Here is an 18,936-nt window from a genome sequence, read left to right as displayed (position 1 = left end):
CCTATCAAACTCACAGTCTATTTGTTCGTACAGCGAACAAATATTCGTATTTAGAACTTATTCGTGAGAATATGCCTGATCGGGGCGCTTGTCAATTTGCCGTTTTCGCTGGCGCCATGGCTATAATTGCCACCTTGATCAATTGGAATCGCCATGACCGCACGCAGCAGCACGCCACTTTCCGCCGCAGAAACCCTCGATGCCGACGGCGCACCCCGTCCCGGCGACAGCTATGTGCAATCGTTCGCGCGGGGGCTGGCCGTCTTGCGCAGCTTTGGCGCGGAAGCGCCGCAACAGACCCTGAGCGAAGTGGCGGAACGGGCGCAGCTGACGCGCGCGGGCGCACGGCGCATCCTGCACACCTTGCTGCATCTCGGTTATGTGGAAGCGGACGGACGGCTGTTCCGCCTGACGCCCAAGGTGCTCGACCTCGGTTACGCCTACCTGTCATCGTTGCCCGTGTGGACGCAGGCGCAGCCGCTGCTGGAAGAGCTGATGCACACCTTGCGCCAGTCGTGCTCGGCTACCGTGCTCGACGGCGACGACATCGTGTATGTCGTGCGCCTGTCCGCGCACCGCACCATGTCGATCAACCTGGGCATCGGCAGCCGGCTGCCGGCCTACTGCACCTCGATGGGACGGGTGTTGCTGTCGGGCCTGGCGCCGGACGTGCTGCGCGAACGGCTGTCGAAGATGGCGCTGCTGAAGATCACGCCGGCAACCAAGGTCGATATCGACGTCTTGCTGGAAGAGATTGCGCAAGTGCGGCGCCAGGGCTGGTGCCTGGTGCAGGAAGAGCTGGAACAGGGCTTGATCGCCCTGGCCGCGCCCGTGTTCGACCGGGCCGGCAAGGTGGTGGCGGCGATCAACGTCAGCGGCCAGACGGCGGGGCCATCCGTGGCGCACTTGCTGGAACACAGCTTGCCGAAGCTGCTGGCGACGGCCAGCCAGGTCAGCGCGCTGGTGCGCGTGCAGCAGTAGGAATTATTTCCTGAACCTTATTTCTTGAATTTGGCGCACGGGTCCGGGCGCGGCTGCGCGGGCATCGTTTGCGTCAGGTCAAACGTGCCTTTGTAGCCAGTGCCGCCCTGCTCCAGGTAGCCGATGCTGCGCACGTTCAGCTGCGGATCGGCCAGCTTCAGCCAGCGGGGCACGCCGATATCCTTGCGCACGTGGTCGTTGCCGGCGATCAGCACCACATCGCGCGGCGCCTGGTCGCGGATCAGCTTGGCCATCCAGATGTCGCGCGCCACCTGGGCATTGACGACGCCGCTCAGCATCATGTCGGGCAGCATATTGCAGCGGGCCGCCTGCACTTCCTTCTGTTGTGCTTCCACAATATCGGCCGGCACGGGCGCAGCCAGATACGTGGCCACCATGGCGGGCGGCATCGACCACTGGATACCGTCGCGCGCGATGCGCGACGCATCGGCAGACGACAGATTGCCGGCGACCAGGGTCAGCTGGTAGCTGATCACCAGGTCCAGCACGGGCCGGTACAAGCTCCAGTCCCAGCGCGGCTGTTCCATCACGCGGATGATGCAGTCGGGGTCGGCGCAATCGCGCGCGGCGCGCGTCAGCAAGGCCTGGTTGTCGCGGTCGAACTGCTCCATCACGATCACGGGACGCCAGCCGGCGGCCAGGCGGCGCTGCAACTCCGCCACGCGCAGGCGCTGGCCTTGCGCATTGTCATGTACTTCACCGAGCAGCAGCACTTGCGGATTGGGCAATGTGTCGGCCACGGGCGCGGGAGCGGGCGGCGCTTCCTTCTTCAGCAAACTGCCGCAGGCGGCCAGCGCCAGCACGCTGCACAGCAGGGCGGCGCGCGCGCCGGCCCGGAAAATCACGGTCTTCATGTCAACGGGTATCCAGAGTGGCGATGCGCGAGATTGTACCGCCTCAAGCCGGCGCTGCTATCTTGCGGCGCTCCAGGACTTCAAAGAGCGCCATGCCAGCCAGCATGGCGGCCACGAAAATCCAGGCCTTCGGCTGGCCCGCCAGCAGGGAAACGAGGGCGGGGCCGGGACAGAAACCGGCGATGCCCCAGCCCGCGCCAAAGGCCAGGCTGCCCAGCAGCAGGCGCCCGTCGATGCGCCGCGACGCAGGCAGTTGCATGGGCTCGCCCAGCAAGGCCGTGCTGCGCCGGCGCGCCAGCCAGAAAGCGGGCATGGCCACGCCGATGGCGCCGCCCATCACCAGCGCCAAGGACGGGTCCCAGGCGCCGGCCAAGTCGAGGAAACCGAGCACCTTGGCCGGGTTGCCCATGCCGGAGACGATCAGGCCCAGGCCAAAGACGAGGCCGCTCAACAGAGATAGGATGAGCTTGCTCATAAGCTTGCTCACAGATGGCGCAACAGATAGACGGTGAGGAAACCGGCCGCCATGAAGGCGATGGTGGCCGCCAGCGAACGGGGGGACAGGCGCGACAGGCCGCACACGCCGTGGCCGCTGGTGCAGCCGGCGCCGTAGCGCACGCCCACCCCCACCAGCAGGCCCGCCGCGATCAGGGCGGGCGTGCCCGCGTCGATCTGCACGGACGGCAAGGCTTGCCACAAGGGGTACAGCAGCGGCGTGACTATCAGGCCCGCAAGAAACGCGATGCGCCAGCCCAGGTCGCCCTGGCGCGGGCGCAGCAAGCCGCCGAGGATGCCGCTGATGCCGGCGATGCGGCCATTGAACAGGATCAGCAAGGCGGCTGCCAGGCCGATCAGCATGCCGCCGGCCAGCGAAGCCCACGGCGTGAAGTGTTGCCAGGCGATGCTCATGACAGGACTCAGTCCGCTTCGTCGTTGAACGGGGGGCGCGGCGCGCAAAACTGCGCGTACAGCACTTGCAGCACGGCCAGCACGGGCGCGCTGGCGACCCGGTAATAGATCTGCTTGCCATCGCGGCGCGTGGCCACCAGCATCTCTTCGCGCAGCACGCCCAGCTGCTGCGACAGGGTCGGCTGGCCGATGCCCACTTTTTGTTCGAGGTCGCTGACGCAATGCTCGCCCTGCGATAGCTGGCACAGCAGCATCAAACGGTCGGCATTGCCCATGGCCTTGAGCAGCGAGCTGGCCTTGTAGGCCGAGCCACGCATGGCGTCGAGGTTGTATTCGGCGTGTTGTGTTGCAACTGTCTCCATCTTGCCCTCCCACAGGCGGTCATGTTGATCATCGTGCGATAAACAATATACTAATCAATATACTGTTTTCCTGCTGGCGATTCGCACAAAAAAACAACAGTGTTTTGCAGCGATAGCGTGCTCATGCAAAGTGCGCGGCAGCGATAGTCTCCATGCTATCAAAATGATAAATATTCGTAATTTAAAGCAAATATACGTAGCAAAATTGCCATCACTTGTGCTCTAATAAAGCCTCATCAGAAAAACCATGATACGCCCCCGTACAGGCGCATTGTCCGTCCATGCACAGGCCGGTTTCGGCCGCGCAGCACGGTGAACCAGGGAGTCAACGATGAAACTACTTCAGTCGCCAGGCGTGGCCATGCTTGTGTTGTCCATTTGTGCCGGCAATGTGGCGGCCGGCGATAGTCCCCCGCACGCGGCACGCGTGCCTGTCATGAGCGACGACAGTCTCGGTGTGCATAACACGACGGACAATCCCGCCTGGGATGCACCGGACTTGCCGTATGCGCGCCTGCTGACGCAGGGTACGACTTTCAATGCGCCCCCGCGCTGGCGCAGCGCCAACGCACGCCAGGGCGTACTGCCACCGTCCGCGGCCGCCACGGCCCCGGCCGTGCAGCAAACGAACGTGCCGCCGCCCGTGCCCGAAGCGAGCATGGTCTCGATGTTACTGGTAGGACTGGGCCTGCTGGCCTTTGGCATGCACGGCGAAAAACAGGAAAAATTCGATAGCTGACCCTATTCCGGCAGCCGCTGCCGCTGCCTTAAAAAAAAATTCCGCCTTGCGCGGAATTTTTTTGGCCTCGTCACCTGGCTCACTTGTCCAGCAAGCGGCAGACTCTTTCGATATTCCCCACAGGAATGCCTGATTTCAAGGCGCGCGCAATGCAGGCCGCCTTGTCCGTCCCCGAGGCGGAAATGAGCACGAAGGCCGTGCCCAGCACGCTGACGGCGACCAGCAGGATCAGCACGCCCTTGACGATATCCCAGTTCATTGCGCCTCAGTCAGCTCATACGTGAAATCATAATAATGCTTGCCCTCTTCGATGCGGATGGCCAGGCTGCCGGACAGCCCCTGCAACTGCTCCGTCCCCGTATCGGGCACCACCGTCACCGACAAGGCGGGCGCGCCACGCGTCATGCTGCCGCTGTGCTGCAAATAAAAACTGCCGTGGCGCCCGTCCAGCGTGCCTTCCACCCGTTCCAGCGCCACATAGCCGGCCGAACCGGCCACGGCGGCGCGCACGCTGAGCATTTCGCCCTGCGCGCGGGCGTCGAGGGCGCCATGGTAGCGCTTGTCGAGCGACAAGCGTCCCAGCCCCGACTGCGCGGCCGTGTCCGACAAGGTTTCCGGGCTGATCTTGACGTCGAATGTACCGCGAATGGTGGGCATCAGTGCTCCCGCGTGAGTGATGGGGTGGCGGCCGCATCCGGCCCGTTCAGCAGCGCGTGCAATTTTTGCATGGTGGCCCAGTTGCGCGACGTGACGCCATCGCCCAGCAGCACGCCCAGCGCCGCCACTACCTTGCTGGCCAGCACGCCATCGGGACACCAGGCATACGCGGCCCATTGGCCCAGGGCCAGCGCTTCCGGCTGCCACGGCTGCCGCAAGAGCGGCGCCAGGCGCTGGACATCGGCCGGGTTATTCAGCACCAGCGCCAGCAAGCGGGCCGCATCGGCCACGGGCGCCAGGCTGTTTTGCTCGATCAGTTCGGCAAACTGGCCGGCCGACAGCACCGTCACTCTGGCCGCCACGCCCAGTTTCAGCACCAGCGCTTCCTCGATGCGGGCAGCGGCGTCGGCCGGCGCCACCTTACCCCCGTCATACACGACGTTGCCGCTGTTGAGTACCGTGCGGACATCCGCAAAACCCAGGTCGCCCAGCAGCTTGCGCAGGTCGGCCATGGCCACGCGCTTGGCGCGACCGACATTGATCCCGCGCAAAAGCGCCACTTGCTGACTGTTCTCTAGCTGTGCCATCAGTTGTCTCCTTGCCTATGCCTGGCTGCTGGTGCTTTCGGGCAACGGCGTCACCTTGGGCAAGCGCAACAGGAACGTCGCGCCCTGCCCCAGCGTACTGCTGACCGTGATGGTGCCGCCAAACTGCTTGGCAATCAAGTTAAACACGATATTCAAGCCCAGGCCGGTACCGCCCTGTCCGCGCCGCGTGGTGACAAAGGGATCGAACACGCGGTCGAGCATGTCGGGAGCGATGCCGCGGCCATTGTCGCGTACCTGCATGGCGATCCATTCGCCGTCGCGCTGCACGCCGATATGGATGTTGCCGGCCGTGTCCGCATCGAAGGCATGCTCGACACAGTTCAAGACCAGGTTGGTCAGCACCTGCGCCAGCGCGCCCGGATAGCTGTCGAACATGATGTCGGGCGGGCAATCGATATCGATGCTGATGCGCGTCTTTTTCAGGGTCGGCTGCAAGCTCGAGATGACTTCGCCGATATAGTCGCGCAATTCGAACAGGCGGCGCGCCTCGCTGACCTGGTCGACGGCGATCTGCTTGAAGCTGTGGATCAGATGCGCGGCGCGGTAGGCATTGTTCATGATCAGCCGCGCGCTCTCGCCGGCCGTTTCCAGGTAGCGCACGATGTCGGTCTTCTTCACGCTGCCGCCGGCCACGGCCGCGCTGATGTGATCGGTAGCTTCCTTCAGCACCGAAGCGCTGGTCAGCGCGATGCCGACCGGGGTGTTGATTTCATGCGCCACGCCGGCCACCAGGCTGCCCAGCGAAGCCAGGCGTTCCGACTGCAGCAGCGATTCCTGCGCGCGGCGCAGCTCGTCCATGGCCTGCGCCGTCTCCTGCTGCGAGCGGCGCGCCATGTCTTCCGCCTCGCGGCTGCCCTCGATGATGGACTTGAGCTTGCGCTGCACGGCATTAAAGCCGCGGATCACGTCGCCCAGTTCGTCGCGCCGGTTTTCCGGCAGCTCTTCGACTTCATCGCTGCCGCGCGTGGCCAGGTCGAACAAGCCGTCGCGCAACTGTTTCAAGGGCTCGAAGACGATGCGCAGGCTCAGCGCCAGGGCGCCCACCAGGATGATGTCCAACAGCAACACTTCCAGTACCTTGCGCCGCACTTCGCTGCGCAGGGCCGCATCGATCTGCGCGCGGCTGAAATTGACGATGACCTTGCCGACGATCACCGGTTTGCCGCCCGTGGCTGCCGCCACGGCGTCGCGGAACACCAATGGCGCCTCGACCGGTGTGCCGCCCATGGCCACGTCGGCGGTCAGCGGCACCAGGGTGCCGGCCGCGTCGCGCACTTCGCCCGCGAACAGGCCCACGGAAGCGTCGTAGACGCGGATGCCGACCAGTTCCGGCGGCAGCATTTCAGCCGCGACGATGCTGTCGACCTTGGATTTGTCGAGGTCCCACAGGGCGGAAGGCAAGCTGGTCTGCAAACGCGTGAGCACGCCGCTGCGCAGGCGCGCGCTGCCCGATTCGAGTTCCTTGCTCAAGGTATATTGGGTATAGCTGCCAGAAATGCCCAGCACCAAGGTGACGATCACGACAAAAAGCAAGGTCAGCCGGACTTGGATACTCACCATCGATCAACACTCCCCGGGCCGGGCCAGCCGCCGGCCCGCGGCGCGGGCGCAGATACGTCAGCAATACAACAGCCTGAAGCAAATGTACGGTATGACATGCTTATTGGCAAGATTTACAGCAGCCACGTTTCCATTCGGGCCTTGATACAGGTTGAGACATTGCGTCATGGCAATGGTAATATCCCGCAATCATCTAAGGAGTCGTCATGGCGGTCATGCATCAACATCTACCCCTGGAACAAGTTCGTCCTGGCATGGTCTTGTCGGATGTCTTGCTCGATGCACATGGACAAGTGCTGTTGCCGCAAGGCGCGGTTTTGACGGAAAACATGCTGGCCCTGATGCCGCGCCACGGCATCGACATGCTGCCGATCCAGGCGCCGCCCCCCTCGCCGGAAGAAATTGCCGCGCAGCAAGCGGCGCACAGCGCGCGGCTGGCCCACCTGTTCCGCAAGCACGATCCGGACGATCCCGAGGACGCGGCCACCACCTTGCTGCGCAGCTATGTCACGCAATACCGCCTGGGCGCGGGAGGCGCGGCATGAGTACCCAGCTGACGCTCGACGACATCGTCGCCCACCTCGACGACCTGCCTTCGCTGCCCGCCGTCGTCATGGAACTATTGAACAGCATCGACCAGGACGACGTCGATATTTCCGTGCTGGCCAAGAAAGTGTCGTACGACCAGGCCCTGACGGCGAAAACCCTGCGCCTGGCCAACTCGTCGCAATATGGCTTGCAAGTGAAGGCCACCACCATCCAGCAGGCCATCACCTACCTGGGCTTCCAGACCACGCGCAGCCTGATCACGTCGGCCGCCATCACGGGCTGTTTCCCGGAAGGACGCTGTCCCGGCTTCGACGACAAGGCGTTCTGGCGCCATTCGGTGGCGACGGCCGCCTGCGCCAAGGTGCTGGCGCGGCAGATCCGCTTCAACCAGGATTACGCATTCACGGCCGGCTTGCTGCATAACATCGGCCGCCTGGTACTGGTCAGCAGCTTTCCCGCCCAATACGCGCAAGTCATCGCGCACCAGGCGGCGCACGATTGCAGCCTGCTCGAAGCGGAGCAGGCCGTGCTGGGCGTGGACCACGTGCAGGCAGGCACGGCACTGGCCGACCATTGGAATTTTTCCGACACCATGCGCCTGGCGCTGGCCAACTACCTGCAGCCGGACACGCCGGGGGCCGGCTTCCTGGCCGCGCTGATCCACGTGGCCAATGCCGTCGTCTGCGCGCTCGACCTGGCGCAGGCGGGCGACGACATGGTGCCGCGCGTCTCGCCCGTGGCCTGGGATGCCCTGGGCCTGGGCGAAGAAACGTATCTGCAGCTGTTCCGCGAAACGGAGCTGCGCTACGACGAAATCACCACAGCCTTGCTGGGCTGATGCCGTTAAGCGGACTCGTCATTCAAAGCCATCAACGCAAACGGCTCTCGCCGCGAGACGAAAGCCGTTATGGGTACTGCGATAGGTCTATGCCGCCCCGTCCACGCCAGCCTGTTGCCGCCAGCAGTTACGCAAGCGGCACAGTCAGCGCGCGACGGCCGCATCAGTGCGCGTAATTCGATTCTTGCGCATCGCCGCGGTCTTCCGCTTTTGGACGGCCCTGGGCGTCGGACAGACGATACTTGGTGCGGCGGTCGCCCATCAGGTCGCGCAGGTCGCGGATGCTCATGCCCGTCACTTCGTGCATGCGGATCAGCAGCGAAGCGCCCACCGGCAAACGGTGGTGGCGGATCTTGCTGATGACGGGTGGCGCCACTTCGAGCAGGCGCGACAGGGCTGCATCGTTTTTCAGCTGCATCTTGCTCAGCAGAATATCCAGCAGGTGATTCGGGTTGTAACTCTCTTGCGATGCTAATGCATGATGTGCCATGATTTTTCCTCGTCTAGTGAATGTAGAAAATAATGCCGATACGAACTTAAGGCTGGCTTAGAGTGTTTAAATAAACGTCTTTCCATCGGATTCAGCCCTCCCCCGCCTTCCCTCCTTATCGCACTGCCTGCACAGGACTCGCACAGCCACGTCCAGCCAACGTGCGCAGCTTGCCGCGTGAGTAAAAGCACGTGCAATCCACTGAAATGAATTGCATATAAGGCAATATACTAGTCCAAACAGGCAGCATCTGCGCCTCGCGCAAACTTCCTGATTGTTAAATATCAATCAAGCTGCTGGTAGGCTTGGCAACGATGCTATTTCAACACATTAGGATGCCAGCAGGCGCACACAAGGCTTTGCAGCAACTTGTTACAAATCAATGGTGTCATACGGCAATAAATGCTTTTCGGCATCGCCGTGCCTGGCGTCATGTTCAGACTGCAACCTTGTCCGCAAGGTCAGTACGCCATGGCCCGTGCCCGCGATTTACGCTAAACTACGGCCTGAACTTGCAGCGGGCCTGCCACCGGGCAGCCAGAGGCGCCCGGCCGGTCATCCACCGCCTTCCGCCCCCAGCGCGCACGGCGCACGCCCCTTGCCCTGCTTTTTGCCGCCACCTATATTTGTCCCACTTATTTGCCGCCACATTTACCGATAAGCACCGACTCCATGCAGAAAAAAGTATTCATTAAAACCTTCGGCTGCCAGATGAACGAGTACGACTCGGACAAGATGGCCGACGTGCTGGGCGCGTCCGATGGCCTGGTGCGCACCGACACGCCGGAAGATGCCGATGTAATCCTGCTCAACACCTGCTCCGTGCGCGAAAAGGCGCAGGAAAAAGTGTTTTCCGACCTGGGCCGCCTGCGCGAGCTGAAACTGGCCAAGCCCCACCTGCTGATCGGCGTGGGCGGCTGCGTGGCGTCGCAGGAAGGCGATGCCATCGTCAAGCGCGCGCCCTATGTCGACATGGTGTTCGGTCCGCAAACCCTGCACCGCCTGCCGCAGATGATCGAACTGCGGCGCGCCAGCGGCGATTCGCAAGTGGACATCAGCTTCCCGGAAATCGAAAAGTTCGACCACATGCCGCCGGCCAAGGTGGAGGGCGCCTCGGCCTTCGTCTCCATCATGGAAGGCTGCAGCAAATACTGCAGCTACTGCGTCGTGCCCTACACACGCGGCGAGGAAGTGTCGCGCCGCTTCGAGGACGTGCTGACGGAAGTGGCGGGCCTGGCCGCCCAGGGCGTCAAGGAAATCACCCTGCTGGGCCAGAACGTGAACGCCTACCGGGGCGCGATGGAAGGCGGCGAGATCGCCGACTTCGCCCTGCTGCTCGAATACGTGGCCGACATTCCCGGCATCGAACGCATGCGTTTCGTCACCAGCCACCCGAAGGAATTCACGCAGCGCCTGATCGACGCCTACGCGAAGATCCCGCAGCTGGTCGACCATTTGTATTTGCCGGCGCAGCACGGTTCCGACAAGGTGCTGGGCGCCATGAAACGCGGCTACACGGGCCTCGAATACAAGTCCATCATCCGCCGCATCCGCGCCGTGCGCCCGAACATGGCCATTTCCTCGGACTTCATCGTGGGCTTTCCTGGCGAAACCCAGGCCGACTTCGACGCCATGATGAAACTGATCGCGGACGTGGGTTTCGACAACAGCTACAGCTTCATCTTCAGCAAGCGCCCCGGCACGCCGGCCGCCAATCTGGAAGACGATACGCCGCATGAAGTCAAGCTGGCCCGGCTGCAGCAGCTGCAGGCGGCCATCGACGCCAACACGCGCAAGTACAGCCTGGCCATGGTGGGCAGCGTGCAAACCATCCTCGTCGAAGGCCGCTCGAAAAAGGACACCAACGACAGCGAACTGCAAGGCCGCACGGAAAACAACCGCGTGGTCAATTTCGACGCCGGCCCGGACGCGCTGCAGCTAGTCGGCCAGCTGGTCGACGTGCGCATCACCGAAAGCCATTCCTACACCCTGCGCGGCGAACTCGTCGCCAGCGCACCCGCATTGAAAAGAGCCAGTTGAAAACCAAAGCCCCGATACAGCCGCATTACTTCATCCCCGAGCCGCTGGACAACACGCGCCTGGCGCATCTGTGCGGGCCGCTCGATGAAAACCTGCGCCAGATTTCCGCCGCCCTCGACGTGACGATCTTCCGCCGCGGCGAGAAATTCATCGTCGGCGGCAGCAATGCCGAGCGGGCCGTGGAAATCCTCGAACAGTTCTACGCCATCGCCAACAAGGTCGTGCCGCTGGAAGAAGTGCAGCTGGCCCTGGTGGAGCAGCGCGCGGGACTGTCCGCCGCCTCGGAACACCACGCCAACGCGCCCGTCAGCACCTTCGTCGAGCCCGACATCGCCAGCCCCGTGCTGAAAACGCGGCGCTCCGACCTGCGCGGACGCACGCCGCACCAGATCGCGTACCTGCGCGACATCCTCGAACACGACATCAGCTTCGGCGTGGGCCCGGCCGGCACGGGCAAGACGTATCTCGCCGTCGCCTGCGCCGTCGACGCGCTCGAACGCGACGCCGTCAAGCGCATCATCTTGACGCGCCCCGCCGTCGAAGCGGGCGAACGCCTGGGCTTCCTGCCGGGCGACCTGGCGCAAAAGGTCGATCCGTATCTGCGTCCCCTGTACGATGCGCTGTACGATTTGCTGGGCTTTGACCGCACGCAAAAACTGTTTGAAAAACAGGTGATCGAGATCGCCCCGCTGGCCTACATGCGCGGGCGCACCCTCAATCACGCGTTCGTCATCCTCGATGAAGCGCAAAACACCACCGTCGAACAGATGAAGATGTTCTTGACGCGCATCGGCTTCGGCAGCAAGGCCGTGGTGACGGGCGACGTGACGCAGGTCGACCTGCACAAGAGCCAGACAAGCGGCCTGATCGACGCCGTGCAAGTCCTGAAAGACGTGCGCGGCATCGGCTTCACGCAATTTAACAGCACCGACGTGGTGCGCCATCCGCTCGTCGCGCGCATCGTCGATGCGTATGAAACGGCGCAGGCGGCCCATGCCGACGCCGCCCAGTTACTCCCCCTGATCAAACCAGCTGCCGCCAAAAATGTCCGAAAAAAATAAACTGTCCCTGTCCGTGCAATATCCGGACGCCCGCCTGGAAACCCTGATCACGCGCCCGAAAGTGCGGCGCTGGGTCAAGGCGGCCCTGTTCGCGCCCGCCGAATTCACCATCCGCTTCGTCGATGCCGAGGAAGGCCGCAACCTGAACCGCGACTACCGCGAAAAGGACTACGCCACCAACGTGCTGACCTTTGCCTACAACGAAGGCGAAGAACTGGACGACGACGAACCGACGCGCGCCGACATCATCCTGTGCACGGACGTGCTGGAAAAGGAAGCGGCGGAACAGAAGAAAAGCGTGGAAGAGCATACGGCCCACCTGATCGTGCACGGCGTGCTGCATGCGCAGGGCTACGACCACATGGATGACGAAGAAGCCACCGAGATGGAAAGCCTGGAAACGGAAATCCTGGCCAAGCTCGGCATCACCGATCCGTACAAGGAGTAAGCAGATGGGAACCTGGGCCACCGACGCCTTCGGCAACGACTACGCCATGGATTGGGCGCAGGACTTGCACGAATACAAAACCCTGGAACTGGTCGAGACGACGCTCGACAACGTCATCGACAGCCAGGAAGCGGAGCTGGAAGCGCCGTTTGCCGCCGAAGCGCTGGCCGCGCTGGAAGTGATCGCCCGCCTGCTGGGCAAGCCGGGCGAAGACGATCCGGCCACGGCGGAAGTGGACGAATGGGTGGCCGCCTGCAAGAAGAAGGTCACCCCGCCGCTGCTGGAAAAAGCGCGCCTGGCGCTGGACAGGATCGTGGCGGAGTCGTCGGAACTGCGCCAGCTGTGGCAGGACAGCGAGCATTTCGCCGACTGGCAGGCGGACGTGGCCGATCTGCGCGCCCGCGTGCTGGGTCCGCAAGCCTGAAACGTCGGGCAACGGGGCACTTCAGCGTATTAAATTTGCATCAAAAGCGGGGAAATCCGGTGTGACCCCACTTTTGGTGTATCCTATATCCCTTCGCAACAACGGCTCACGCCTCCTATGCCCGAGCACCCTAGTGGCGTCAGAACTGACGTCAAGCCCCACCGGTCACTGTTTGAACGCCTGACCGCACTCATTTCCCCCGAGCCAGAGAACCGTGCAGAATTGCTCGATGTTCTACACGATGCGCATGAACGCAAGCTGATCGACGCCGACGCCCTGTCGATGATCGAAGGCGTGTTCCAGGTATCGGATCTCTGTGCGCGCGACATCATGATTCCCCGTTCGCAAATGGATGTCATCGACATCAGCAAGCCGATCGAGGAATGGATGCCGGAAGTCCTGTCCACTGCCCACTCGCGCTTCCCCGCGATCGAAGGCGAGCGCGACAAGGTCATCGGCATCCTGCTGGCGAAAGACTTGCTGCGTTATTACGCAGAAGAAACTTTCGACGTCCGCGACATGCTGCGCCCCGCCATCTTCATCCCCGAATCGAAACGCCTGAATGTGCTGCTGCGCGATTTCCGCGCCAACCACAATCACATGGCCATCGTCGTCGATGAATACAGCGGCGTCGCCGGCCTGATCACCATCGAAGACGTGCTGGAACAGATCGTCGGCGATATCGAGGACGAATACGACTTCGACGAAGCCGAGGACAATATCCTGTCGCTCAAGGAAGGCCAGTTCGGCCCCCGCTGGCGCGTCAAGGCGCTGACCGAGATCGAACAGTTCAACGAAGAAGTGGGCAGCCACCTGGTGGACGACGACGTCGATACCATCGGCGGCCTCGTCTCCAAGTACCTGGGCCGCATGGCGCACAAGGGCGACATCTTCGACCTGGGCAATCTGCGCTTCGAAGTGCTGCGCGCCGATGCGCGCCAGGTGCACGTGCTGCTCGTCGAGCGCCTGCCCAATGTGCCGGAACTGGAACTCTGACATGCGCGTGCTGTAAATGCGTTTCAGACGCGCTGACCCCAACGCCCCCGCCAAACCGCCCCGCAGCACGTGGGCGCGCATGCTGACTGCCGCCATTGCCGGCGCCGTCGCCGTGCTGGCGTTCGCCCCTTTCGGCTACTGGCCCCTGCAGATCCTCAGCCTGGGCGTGCTGTTCTACCAGGTGCTGCGCGCGTCCAGCGTGAAAAGCGGCGCGCTGATCGGCTGGGCCTACGGCTTCGGCTGGTGCGCGGCCGGCACGCACTGGCTGTACATCTCCATGCACCGCTATGGCGACATGGCTGCACCCATCGCCGCCATCGCCGTGGCCTTGCTGGCCCTGTTGATGGCCATCTACGTGGCGCTGGCCATGGGCGCGGCCGCCTGGCTGCGCCAGCGCTGGGTACTGTCGCTGCCGGCCATGACCTTGCTGGTGCTGCCCGCGACGTGGACCCTGTTCGAGTGGACGCGCGGCTGGCTATTTACAGGTTTCCCGTGGCTGGCCACGGGCTACGCCCACAATGCCAGCCCGCTGGGCGGCTTTGCCCCCATCGTCGGCGCGTATGGCCTGGGCTGGCTGGCGGCGCTGTCGGCCGGCGCCCTGCTCCTGCTGACGCACCGCACGCGCTGGAAGGCGCTGGCCGGCCTGGTCGCGCTGTACGGGGCCGGCATCGGCCTGCACTACGTGAACTGGACACACCCCGTCGGACGCCCGATCACGGTGCGCCTGTTGCAGGGCAATGTGCCGCAGCAGCAGAAATTCGATCCCGGTTTCGTGCTGGGCGCCCTGCAGATGTACCAGAGCGCCATCACGGGCGCGCCGGCCGACCTGATCGCCACGCCGGAAACGGCCGTCACCGTGCTGCCGCACCAGCTGCCGCCCGGCTATCTGGATAGCCTAGCGACGTATGCGCAGCAGACGGGCAGCACGATTCTGCTCGGCATGCCCGTGCTCGACGAGCAGCAACGCTTCTACAATGCGGCGCTGGGCATCACCCCCAACAACGCGGCAGGCCCCTACTACCAGTACCGCAAGCACCACCTGGTGCCGTTCGGCGAATTCGTGCCGCCTGGCCTGCACTGGTTTGTCGCCATGATGGCCATCCCGCTGGGCGACATGGGCCGTGGCGCCGAAGTGCAGGCGCCGCTGCAGGTGCGCGACCAGCTGGTGCTGCCGAATATCTGCTACGAAGACTTGTTTGGCGAGGAAATCGCCGGCCAGTTGGCCAGTGCCCACCGCAATGGCAAGCAGTCGGCATCGGTACTGCTCAATATCTCGAACCTGGCCTGGTTTGGCGACTCGATCGCCATCCCGCAGCATCTGCAGATCTCGCAGATGCGCAGCCTGGAAATGGGCCGCCCCATGCTGCGCTCGACGAACACGGGTGCCACGGCCGTCATCGACGGCAAGGGCGTGGTGCAAAGCCTGCTGCCGCCGGAACAGCAAGCCACCCTGGCGGCCAAGGTGCAAGGCATGGGCGGCATGACGCCATACATTCTGTACGGCAACAAACTGGTGCTGGCCCTGGCAGCGCTGGCCCTGCTGACGGCCTTCCTGCTGTCGCGCGCCGCCCGCCGTGGCGGCGCCGCACAGCAATAAGCGGCCGATATTGCCCGAAGAGTCACAGTGGGCCCGTAAAAACCGCTAAAATTAGCAAAACCCCGGCCCGGACGCGCTTGTTAGCAGCGTGCGGGCTTCAAGCAAACCTTAACAAAGCGCAGCCTGTCCGCGCGGCGAACTCATACGATGCTCACATTTCAACAAATTATCCTGACCTTGCAAACCTATTGGGACAAGCAAGGTTGCGCCCTGCTCCAGCCTTACGACATGGAAGTCGGCGCCGGCACCTTCCACACCGGCACCTTCCTGCGCGCGATCGGCCCGGAACCCTGGCGCGCCGCGTATGTGCAGCCGTCGCGCCGCCCGAAAGATGGCCGCTATGGCGAAAACCCGAACCGCATGCAGCACTACTACCAGTACCAGGTGGTGTTGAAGCCGGCACCGGAAAACATCCTCGACCTGTATCTGGGTTCGCTGGCCGCGCTGGGCCTGGACTTGAAGCAGAATGACGTGCGCTTCGTCGAAGACGACTGGGAAAGCCCGACCCTGGGCGCCTGGGGCCTGGGCTGGGAAGTCTGGCTGAACGGCATGGAAGTGACCCAGTTTACCTACTTCCAGCAGGTGGGCGGCCTCGATTGCAAGCCCGTGCTGGGCGAAATCACCTACGGCATCGAACGCCTGGCCATGTACCTGCAAGGCGTGGAAAACGTGTATGACCTGGTGTGGACGGAGTGGGAAGAAAACGGCGTCACCAAGAAGCTGACGTACGGCGACGTCTTCCACCAGAACGAAGTGGAGCAATCGACCTACAACTTCGAGCACGCGAATACGGACCTGCTGTTCGAACAGTTCGGCAACTACGAAGCGGAAGCCAAGCGCCTGATCGAGCTGCAACTGACCTTGCCCGCCTACGAGAAGATCATGAAGGCATCGCACAGCTTCAATATGCTCGATGCGCGCGGCGCCATCTCGGTGACGGAACGCGCCGCCTATATCGGCCGCGTGCGCACCCTGTCGCGCCTGGTGGCGCAAGCGTACTACGACTCGCGCGAGCGCCTCGGTTTCCCGATGCTGCCCGCCGCAGACCAAGCCGCCGCCTAATTCGAGCCTCCATACCGCCGCACCTGACAAGAACACCATGAACCAAACACTGCTCATCGAACTGCTGACCGAAGAACTGCCGCCGAAAGCGCTGGCCAAACTGGGCGCCGCCTTTACTGCCGGCATCGTCAACGGTTTGAAATCGCGCGACTTCCTGGAAGCCGACAGCGTCGCCACCAGCTACGCCTCGCCGCGCCGCCTGGCCGTCTCCATCACCAACGTGCGCGAAGTCTCGCCCGACAAATCGATCCGTGAAAAAGTCCTGCCCGTCTCCGTGGCGCTGGACGCGAACGGCAACGGCACGCCGCCGCTGGCCAAGAAACTGGCCGCGCTGGGCTTTCCCGACCTGACGGTGGCGGACCTGGAACGCGCCGCCGACGGCAAGGCCGACAGCTTCTTCTACACCTACACGGCGCCGGGCAGCCAGCTCGCCGCGGGCGCGCAGGCGGCCCTGAGCGAATCGGCCGCCAAGCTGCCGATTCCAAAACTGATGAGCTATCAGCGCCCGGACGGCACCACCGTGCAATTCGTGCGCCCGGCGCACAGCCTGATCGCCCTGCACGGCATCAATATCGTGCCATTGACCCTGCTGGGACTGACGGCCGGCCGCACCACCCTGGGCCACCGCTTCCTGACCGACGGCGCGCCGATCAGCATCGCGCACGCGGAAAACTACGCGCCCTCGCTGATCCTCAACGCCAGCGTCATCGCCAGCAACGAGGAGCGCAAGGAGCGCATCCGCGCCCAGCTGCTGGACAAGGCCGGCTTTGATCAGGTGCTGATGCCTGAAGCGCTGCTCGACGAAGTCACCGCGCTGGTCGAATGGCCGGTCGTGTATGAATGCCACTTCGAGGAAGAATTCCTGGCCGTGCCGCAGGAATGCCTGATCCTCACCATGCAAACGAACCAGAAATATTTCGCGCTGACGGACAGCGAAGGCAAGCTGCGCTCGCGCTTCCTGATCGTCTCGAACATCGAGACGGACACGCCCGAGCACATCATCGGCGGCAACGAGCGCGTCGTGCGCCCGCGCCTGTCGGACGCCAAGTTCTTCTTCGAGCAGGACAAGAAGAAAACGCTGGCATCGCGCCTGCCGCTGCTGGCCAACGTGGTCTACCACAACAAGCTGGGCACGCAAGCGGCCCGCACAGAGCGCGTCAAGTCGCTGGCCGGCGCCATCGCCGCCAAGCTGCAATATGACGTGGCCCTGGCCGAACGGGGTGCCCTGCTGGCCAAGGCCGACCTGCTGACTGACATGGTGGGCGAATTCCCCGAGCTGCAAGGCATCATGGGCACGTATTACGCGCGCCACGACGGCGAGCCGGAAGAAGTGGCGCTGGCCGCGTCCGAGCACTACCAGCCGCGCTTTGCCGGCGACAGCCTGCCGACCACCGCCACCGGCACCGCCGTGGCCCTGGCCGACAAGCTCGAAACCCTGGTCGGCATCTGGGCCATCGGCCTGGCGCCAACGGGCGACAAGGACCCGTTCGCGCTGCGCCGCCACGCGCTGGGCGTGCTGCGCATGCTGCTGGAAAAACGCCTGCCATTGTCGATCCAGGGCTTGCTGGCCGACGCCGCCGCGCAGTTCGCAGCCGTTCCCGGCTTCAAGGACCCTGTGCTCGACGTCACCACCTTCATGCTCGACCGCCTGCGCGGCATCCTGCGCGAGCGCGGCTTCTCGCCGAATGAAATCGAAGCCGTCGTGGCGCAAAATCCGGACCGCCTGGACGACATCGTGCAGCGGCTGGAAGCCGTGCAGGCATTTGCCGCCCTGCCGGAAAGCGCTTCGCTGGCCGCCGCCAACAAGCGCATCACGAACATCCTGAAAAAGAACGAGGAAGCGCTCAAGTTGGTCGCCGATGCTGGCGTCAACGTGGCGCTGCTGCAGGACGAAGCGGAGAAAAAACTGGCCGCCGCCGTCTCGCGCGTGCAGCCGGAAATCGACGCTGCCTTTGCCAAGGGCGATTTCGCGGGCACGCTGCAAACCCTGGCGCAGCTGCGCGACGACGTCGACGGCTTCTTCAACGACGTGATGGTGATGGCCGAGGATGTCGCCCTGCGCAACAACCGCCTGGCCTTGCTGTCTTCGCTGCACGGCATGATGAACCGCGTGGCCGACATTTCCAAGCTGGCGGCATAATGGGCATTCCGGCGCTGAAACTGATTATTCTCGACCGCGACGGCGTCATTAATCATGACTCGCCGGACTTCATCAAGTCGCCGGCCGAATGGCTGCCGATCCCCGGCTCGCTCGAAGCGATCGCCCGCCTGAACCAGGCCGGCTATCGCGTCGTCGTCGCCTCGAACCAGTCGGGCATCGCGCGCGAATACTTCGACATGACGGTGCTGAACGCGATCCACCAGAAGATGCACACCCTGGCGCAGCAGGTGGGCGCCGACATCGACGCCATCTTCTTTTGCCCGCATGCGGGCGCGGACAATTGCGACTGCCGCAAGCCGAAACCGGGCATGTTCCATGAAATTTCGCAGCGCTACAACACCAGCCTGAAAGGCGTGCCCACCGTTGGCGATTCGCTGCGCGACCTGCAGGCAGGTTTCATCAGCGGTTGCGTGCCCTACCTGGTCCTGACGGGCAAGGGTGAAAAAACCGATGAAACGGGCGGCCTGCCGCCCGGCACCCAGGTCTTCCCCGACCTGGCCGCCGTGGTCAGCCACCTGCTCAAGGCGCCCGCGGTACCGGCGCCCACCGTGGCATTCAGTATCTAATTTTCGGAGAACC

Annotated in this window: 22 protein-coding genes; 13 read left to right on the top strand and 9 right to left on the bottom strand. The window is 63.5% G+C overall.

Annotated elements, in window-relative coordinates; translation table 11 throughout:
• Nucleotides 1-153 precede the first annotated feature (153 nt).
• Entirely contained in the window at nucleotides 154-981 is an 828-nt protein-coding gene (locus VPH41_RS02695; protein ID WP_152257987.1) for an IclR family transcriptional regulator domain-containing protein, read from the top strand.
• Between the two features lie 17 nt (nucleotides 982-998).
• On the opposite strand, the gene VPH41_RS02690 is transcribed toward VPH41_RS02695, so the two are convergent.
• Genes VPH41_RS02690 through VPH41_RS02675 form a run of 4 tightly spaced genes read right to left on the bottom strand, consistent with a single transcriptional unit; the run spans nucleotide 999 to nucleotide 3,127 of the window.
• Nucleotides 999-1,856 carry a ChaN family lipoprotein gene (locus VPH41_RS02690; protein WP_328568877.1) on the bottom strand — a complete coding sequence of 286 codons (858 nt, stop codon included), beginning with the start codon at nucleotides 1,854-1,856 and terminating at the stop codon, nucleotides 999-1,001.
• A 43-nt stretch (nucleotides 1,857-1,899) separates the two neighbouring features.
• Nucleotides 1,900-2,331, bottom strand: coding sequence for a YeeE/YedE family protein (locus VPH41_RS02685; RefSeq protein WP_328568876.1), 432 nt, complete (start codon nucleotides 2,329-2,331; stop codon nucleotides 1,900-1,902).
• Nucleotides 2,332-2,339: 8 nt separating this feature from the next.
• Nucleotides 2,340-2,765, bottom strand: a complete 426-nt coding sequence (locus VPH41_RS02680; protein WP_328568875.1) for a YeeE/YedE family protein — start codon at nucleotides 2,763-2,765, stop codon at nucleotides 2,340-2,342.
• A gap of 8 nt (nucleotides 2,766-2,773) precedes the next feature.
• The gene (locus tag VPH41_RS02675) at nucleotides 2,774-3,127 is read right to left on the bottom strand and encodes an ArsR/SmtB family transcription factor (RefSeq protein WP_070310209.1); all 354 of its coding nucleotides are present in this window, start codon (nucleotides 3,125-3,127) and stop codon (nucleotides 2,774-2,776) included.
• Nucleotides 3,128-3,458: 331 nt separating this feature from the next.
• On the opposite strand from VPH41_RS02675, the gene VPH41_RS02670 reads away from it, so the two are divergent.
• On the top strand, nucleotides 3,459-3,866 hold the full coding sequence (locus tag VPH41_RS02670; RefSeq protein WP_328568874.1) for a hypothetical protein: 408 nt from the start codon (nucleotides 3,459-3,461) through the stop codon (nucleotides 3,864-3,866).
• Nucleotides 3,867-3,945: 79 nt separating this feature from the next.
• On the opposite strand, the gene VPH41_RS02665 is transcribed toward VPH41_RS02670, so the two are convergent.
• The 4 genes from VPH41_RS02665 to VPH41_RS02650 are packed head-to-tail and all read right to left on the bottom strand — an operon-like array spanning nucleotide 3,946 to nucleotide 6,691.
• Nucleotides 3,946-4,125, bottom strand: a complete 180-nt coding sequence (locus tag VPH41_RS02665) for a hypothetical protein (RefSeq protein WP_152257982.1) — start codon at nucleotides 4,123-4,125, stop codon at nucleotides 3,946-3,948.
• Nucleotides 4,122-4,523, bottom strand: coding sequence for a DUF3224 domain-containing protein (locus VPH41_RS02660; protein ID WP_328568873.1), 402 nt, complete (start codon nucleotides 4,521-4,523; stop codon nucleotides 4,122-4,124). Before VPH41_RS02660 ends, VPH41_RS02665 begins: the two co-directional genes overlap by 4 nt.
• Entirely contained in the window at nucleotides 4,523-5,110 is a 588-nt protein-coding gene (locus VPH41_RS02655; RefSeq protein WP_328568872.1) for a DUF1697 domain-containing protein, read from the bottom strand. Before VPH41_RS02655 ends, VPH41_RS02660 begins: the two co-directional genes overlap by 1 nt.
• A 15-nt stretch (nucleotides 5,111-5,125) precedes the next feature.
• A complete protein-coding gene (locus VPH41_RS02650; protein ID WP_328568871.1) occupies nucleotides 5,126-6,691 on the bottom strand; it encodes a sensor histidine kinase in 1,566 nt (521 codons plus the stop codon).
• Nucleotides 6,692-6,906: 215 nt separating this feature from the next.
• Here VPH41_RS02650 and VPH41_RS02645 point away from each other — a divergent pair, with 215 nt between their 5' ends.
• Nucleotides 6,907-7,236: a hypothetical protein gene (locus VPH41_RS02645; protein WP_319633296.1), complete on the top strand. Its 330-nt coding sequence runs from the start codon at nucleotides 6,907-6,909 to the stop codon at nucleotides 7,234-7,236.
• Nucleotides 7,233-8,078 (top strand): HDOD domain-containing protein, encoded by an 846-nt coding sequence (locus VPH41_RS02640; protein ID WP_287779645.1) that lies wholly within the window; start codon nucleotides 7,233-7,235, stop codon nucleotides 8,076-8,078. Before VPH41_RS02645 ends, VPH41_RS02640 begins: the two co-directional genes overlap by 4 nt.
• A gap of 163 nt (nucleotides 8,079-8,241) precedes the next feature.
• Here the strand turns inward: VPH41_RS02640 and VPH41_RS02635 are convergent, their stop codons facing one another.
• Nucleotides 8,242-8,568: a hypothetical protein gene (locus VPH41_RS02635; protein ID WP_034746769.1), complete on the bottom strand. Its 327-nt coding sequence runs from the start codon at nucleotides 8,566-8,568 to the stop codon at nucleotides 8,242-8,244.
• Nucleotides 8,569-9,240: 672 nt separating this feature from the next.
• Here VPH41_RS02635 and miaB point away from each other — a divergent pair.
• From miaB to gmhB, 9 genes are all read left to right on the top strand, one after another.
• Complete coding sequence (miaB, locus tag VPH41_RS02630; protein ID WP_328568870.1) at nucleotides 9,241-10,608, top strand: tRNA (N6-isopentenyl adenosine(37)-C2)-methylthiotransferase MiaB; 1,368 nt, start codon at nucleotides 9,241-9,243, stop codon at nucleotides 10,606-10,608.
• Nucleotides 10,605-11,669 carry a PhoH family protein gene (locus VPH41_RS02625; RefSeq protein WP_152283664.1) on the top strand — a complete coding sequence of 355 codons (1,065 nt, stop codon included), beginning with the start codon at nucleotides 10,605-10,607 and terminating at the stop codon, nucleotides 11,667-11,669. Before miaB ends, VPH41_RS02625 begins: the two co-directional genes overlap by 4 nt.
• Nucleotides 11,653-12,117: an rRNA maturation RNase YbeY gene (ybeY, locus tag VPH41_RS02620; protein WP_328568869.1), complete on the top strand. Its 465-nt coding sequence runs from the start codon at nucleotides 11,653-11,655 to the stop codon at nucleotides 12,115-12,117. Before VPH41_RS02625 ends, ybeY begins: the two co-directional genes overlap by 17 nt.
• 4 nt (nucleotides 12,118-12,121) lie before the next feature.
• Nucleotides 12,122-12,541, top strand: a complete 420-nt coding sequence (locus tag VPH41_RS02615) for a DUF4259 domain-containing protein (protein ID WP_328568868.1) — start codon at nucleotides 12,122-12,124, stop codon at nucleotides 12,539-12,541.
• A gap of 117 nt (nucleotides 12,542-12,658) precedes the next feature.
• A complete protein-coding gene (locus VPH41_RS02610; protein ID WP_071075558.1) occupies nucleotides 12,659-13,537 on the top strand; it encodes an HlyC/CorC family transporter in 879 nt (292 codons plus the stop codon).
• A 79-nt stretch (nucleotides 13,538-13,616) separates the two neighbouring features.
• Nucleotides 13,617-15,134 carry an apolipoprotein N-acyltransferase gene (lnt, locus tag VPH41_RS02605; protein ID WP_328568867.1) on the top strand — a complete coding sequence of 506 codons (1,518 nt, stop codon included), beginning with the start codon at nucleotides 13,617-13,619 and terminating at the stop codon, nucleotides 15,132-15,134.
• Between the two features lie 147 nt (nucleotides 15,135-15,281).
• Nucleotides 15,282-16,196, top strand: a complete 915-nt coding sequence (glyQ, locus tag VPH41_RS02600) for a glycine--tRNA ligase subunit alpha (protein ID WP_152257971.1) — start codon at nucleotides 15,282-15,284, stop codon at nucleotides 16,194-16,196.
• A gap of 37 nt (nucleotides 16,197-16,233) precedes the next feature.
• The gene (glyS, locus tag VPH41_RS02595) at nucleotides 16,234-18,336 is read left to right on the top strand and encodes a glycine--tRNA ligase subunit beta (RefSeq protein WP_328568866.1); all 2,103 of its coding nucleotides are present in this window, start codon (nucleotides 16,234-16,236) and stop codon (nucleotides 18,334-18,336) included.
• Nucleotides 18,336-18,923, top strand: coding sequence for a D-glycero-beta-D-manno-heptose 1,7-bisphosphate 7-phosphatase (gmhB, locus tag VPH41_RS02590; protein WP_152257969.1), 588 nt, complete (start codon nucleotides 18,336-18,338; stop codon nucleotides 18,921-18,923). Before glyS ends, gmhB begins: the two co-directional genes overlap by 1 nt.
• The last annotated feature ends 13 nt before the right edge of the window (nucleotides 18,924-18,936 follow it).

Origin of the sequence: Janthinobacterium sp. P210006 (genome assembly GCF_036231885.1) — a bacterium.
Taxonomy (GTDB): domain Bacteria; phylum Pseudomonadota; class Gammaproteobacteria; order Burkholderiales; family Burkholderiaceae_D; genus Janthinobacterium; species Janthinobacterium violaceinigrum.
This window is presented reverse-complemented; position numbering and strand designations above follow the sequence as displayed.

Coding starts and splice junctions, on each gene's coding strand:
- VPH41_RS02695 (WP_152257987.1), top strand. CDS start 154: ATGACCGCACGCAGCAGCACGCCACTTTCCGCCGCAGAAACCCTCGAT.
- VPH41_RS02690 (WP_328568877.1), bottom strand. CDS start 1,856: ATGAAGACCGTGATTTTCCGGGCCGGCGCGCGCGCCGCCCTGCTGTGC.
- VPH41_RS02685 (WP_328568876.1), bottom strand. CDS start 2,331: ATGAGCAAGCTCATCCTATCTCTGTTGAGCGGCCTCGTCTTTGGCCTG.
- VPH41_RS02680 (WP_328568875.1), bottom strand. CDS start 2,765: ATGAGCATCGCCTGGCAACACTTCACGCCGTGGGCTTCGCTGGCCGGC.
- VPH41_RS02675 (WP_070310209.1), bottom strand. CDS start 3,127: ATGGAGACAGTTGCAACACAACACGCCGAATACAACCTCGACGCCATG.
- VPH41_RS02670 (WP_328568874.1), top strand. CDS start 3,459: ATGAAACTACTTCAGTCGCCAGGCGTGGCCATGCTTGTGTTGTCCATT.
- VPH41_RS02665 (WP_152257982.1), bottom strand. CDS start 4,125: ATGAACTGGGATATCGTCAAGGGCGTGCTGATCCTGCTGGTCGCCGTC.
- VPH41_RS02660 (WP_328568873.1), bottom strand. CDS start 4,523: ATGCCCACCATTCGCGGTACATTCGACGTCAAGATCAGCCCGGAAACC.
- VPH41_RS02655 (WP_328568872.1), bottom strand. CDS start 5,110: ATGGCACAGCTAGAGAACAGTCAGCAAGTGGCGCTTTTGCGCGGGATC.
- VPH41_RS02650 (WP_328568871.1), bottom strand. CDS start 6,691: ATGGTGAGTATCCAAGTCCGGCTGACCTTGCTTTTTGTCGTGATCGTC.
- VPH41_RS02645 (WP_319633296.1), top strand. CDS start 6,907: ATGCATCAACATCTACCCCTGGAACAAGTTCGTCCTGGCATGGTCTTG.
- VPH41_RS02640 (WP_287779645.1), top strand. CDS start 7,233: ATGAGTACCCAGCTGACGCTCGACGACATCGTCGCCCACCTCGACGAC.
- VPH41_RS02635 (WP_034746769.1), bottom strand. CDS start 8,568: ATGGCACATCATGCATTAGCATCGCAAGAGAGTTACAACCCGAATCAC.
- miaB (WP_328568870.1), top strand. CDS start 9,241: ATGCAGAAAAAAGTATTCATTAAAACCTTCGGCTGCCAGATGAACGAG.
- ybeY (WP_328568869.1), top strand. CDS start 11,653: ATGTCCGAAAAAAATAAACTGTCCCTGTCCGTGCAATATCCGGACGCC.
- VPH41_RS02615 (WP_328568868.1), top strand. CDS start 12,122: ATGGGAACCTGGGCCACCGACGCCTTCGGCAACGACTACGCCATGGAT.
- VPH41_RS02610 (WP_071075558.1), top strand. CDS start 12,659: ATGCCCGAGCACCCTAGTGGCGTCAGAACTGACGTCAAGCCCCACCGG.
- lnt (WP_328568867.1), top strand. CDS start 13,617: ATGCTGACTGCCGCCATTGCCGGCGCCGTCGCCGTGCTGGCGTTCGCC.
- glyQ (WP_152257971.1), top strand. CDS start 15,282: ATGCTCACATTTCAACAAATTATCCTGACCTTGCAAACCTATTGGGAC.
- glyS (WP_328568866.1), top strand. CDS start 16,234: ATGAACCAAACACTGCTCATCGAACTGCTGACCGAAGAACTGCCGCCG.
- gmhB (WP_152257969.1), top strand. CDS start 18,336: ATGGGCATTCCGGCGCTGAAACTGATTATTCTCGACCGCGACGGCGTC.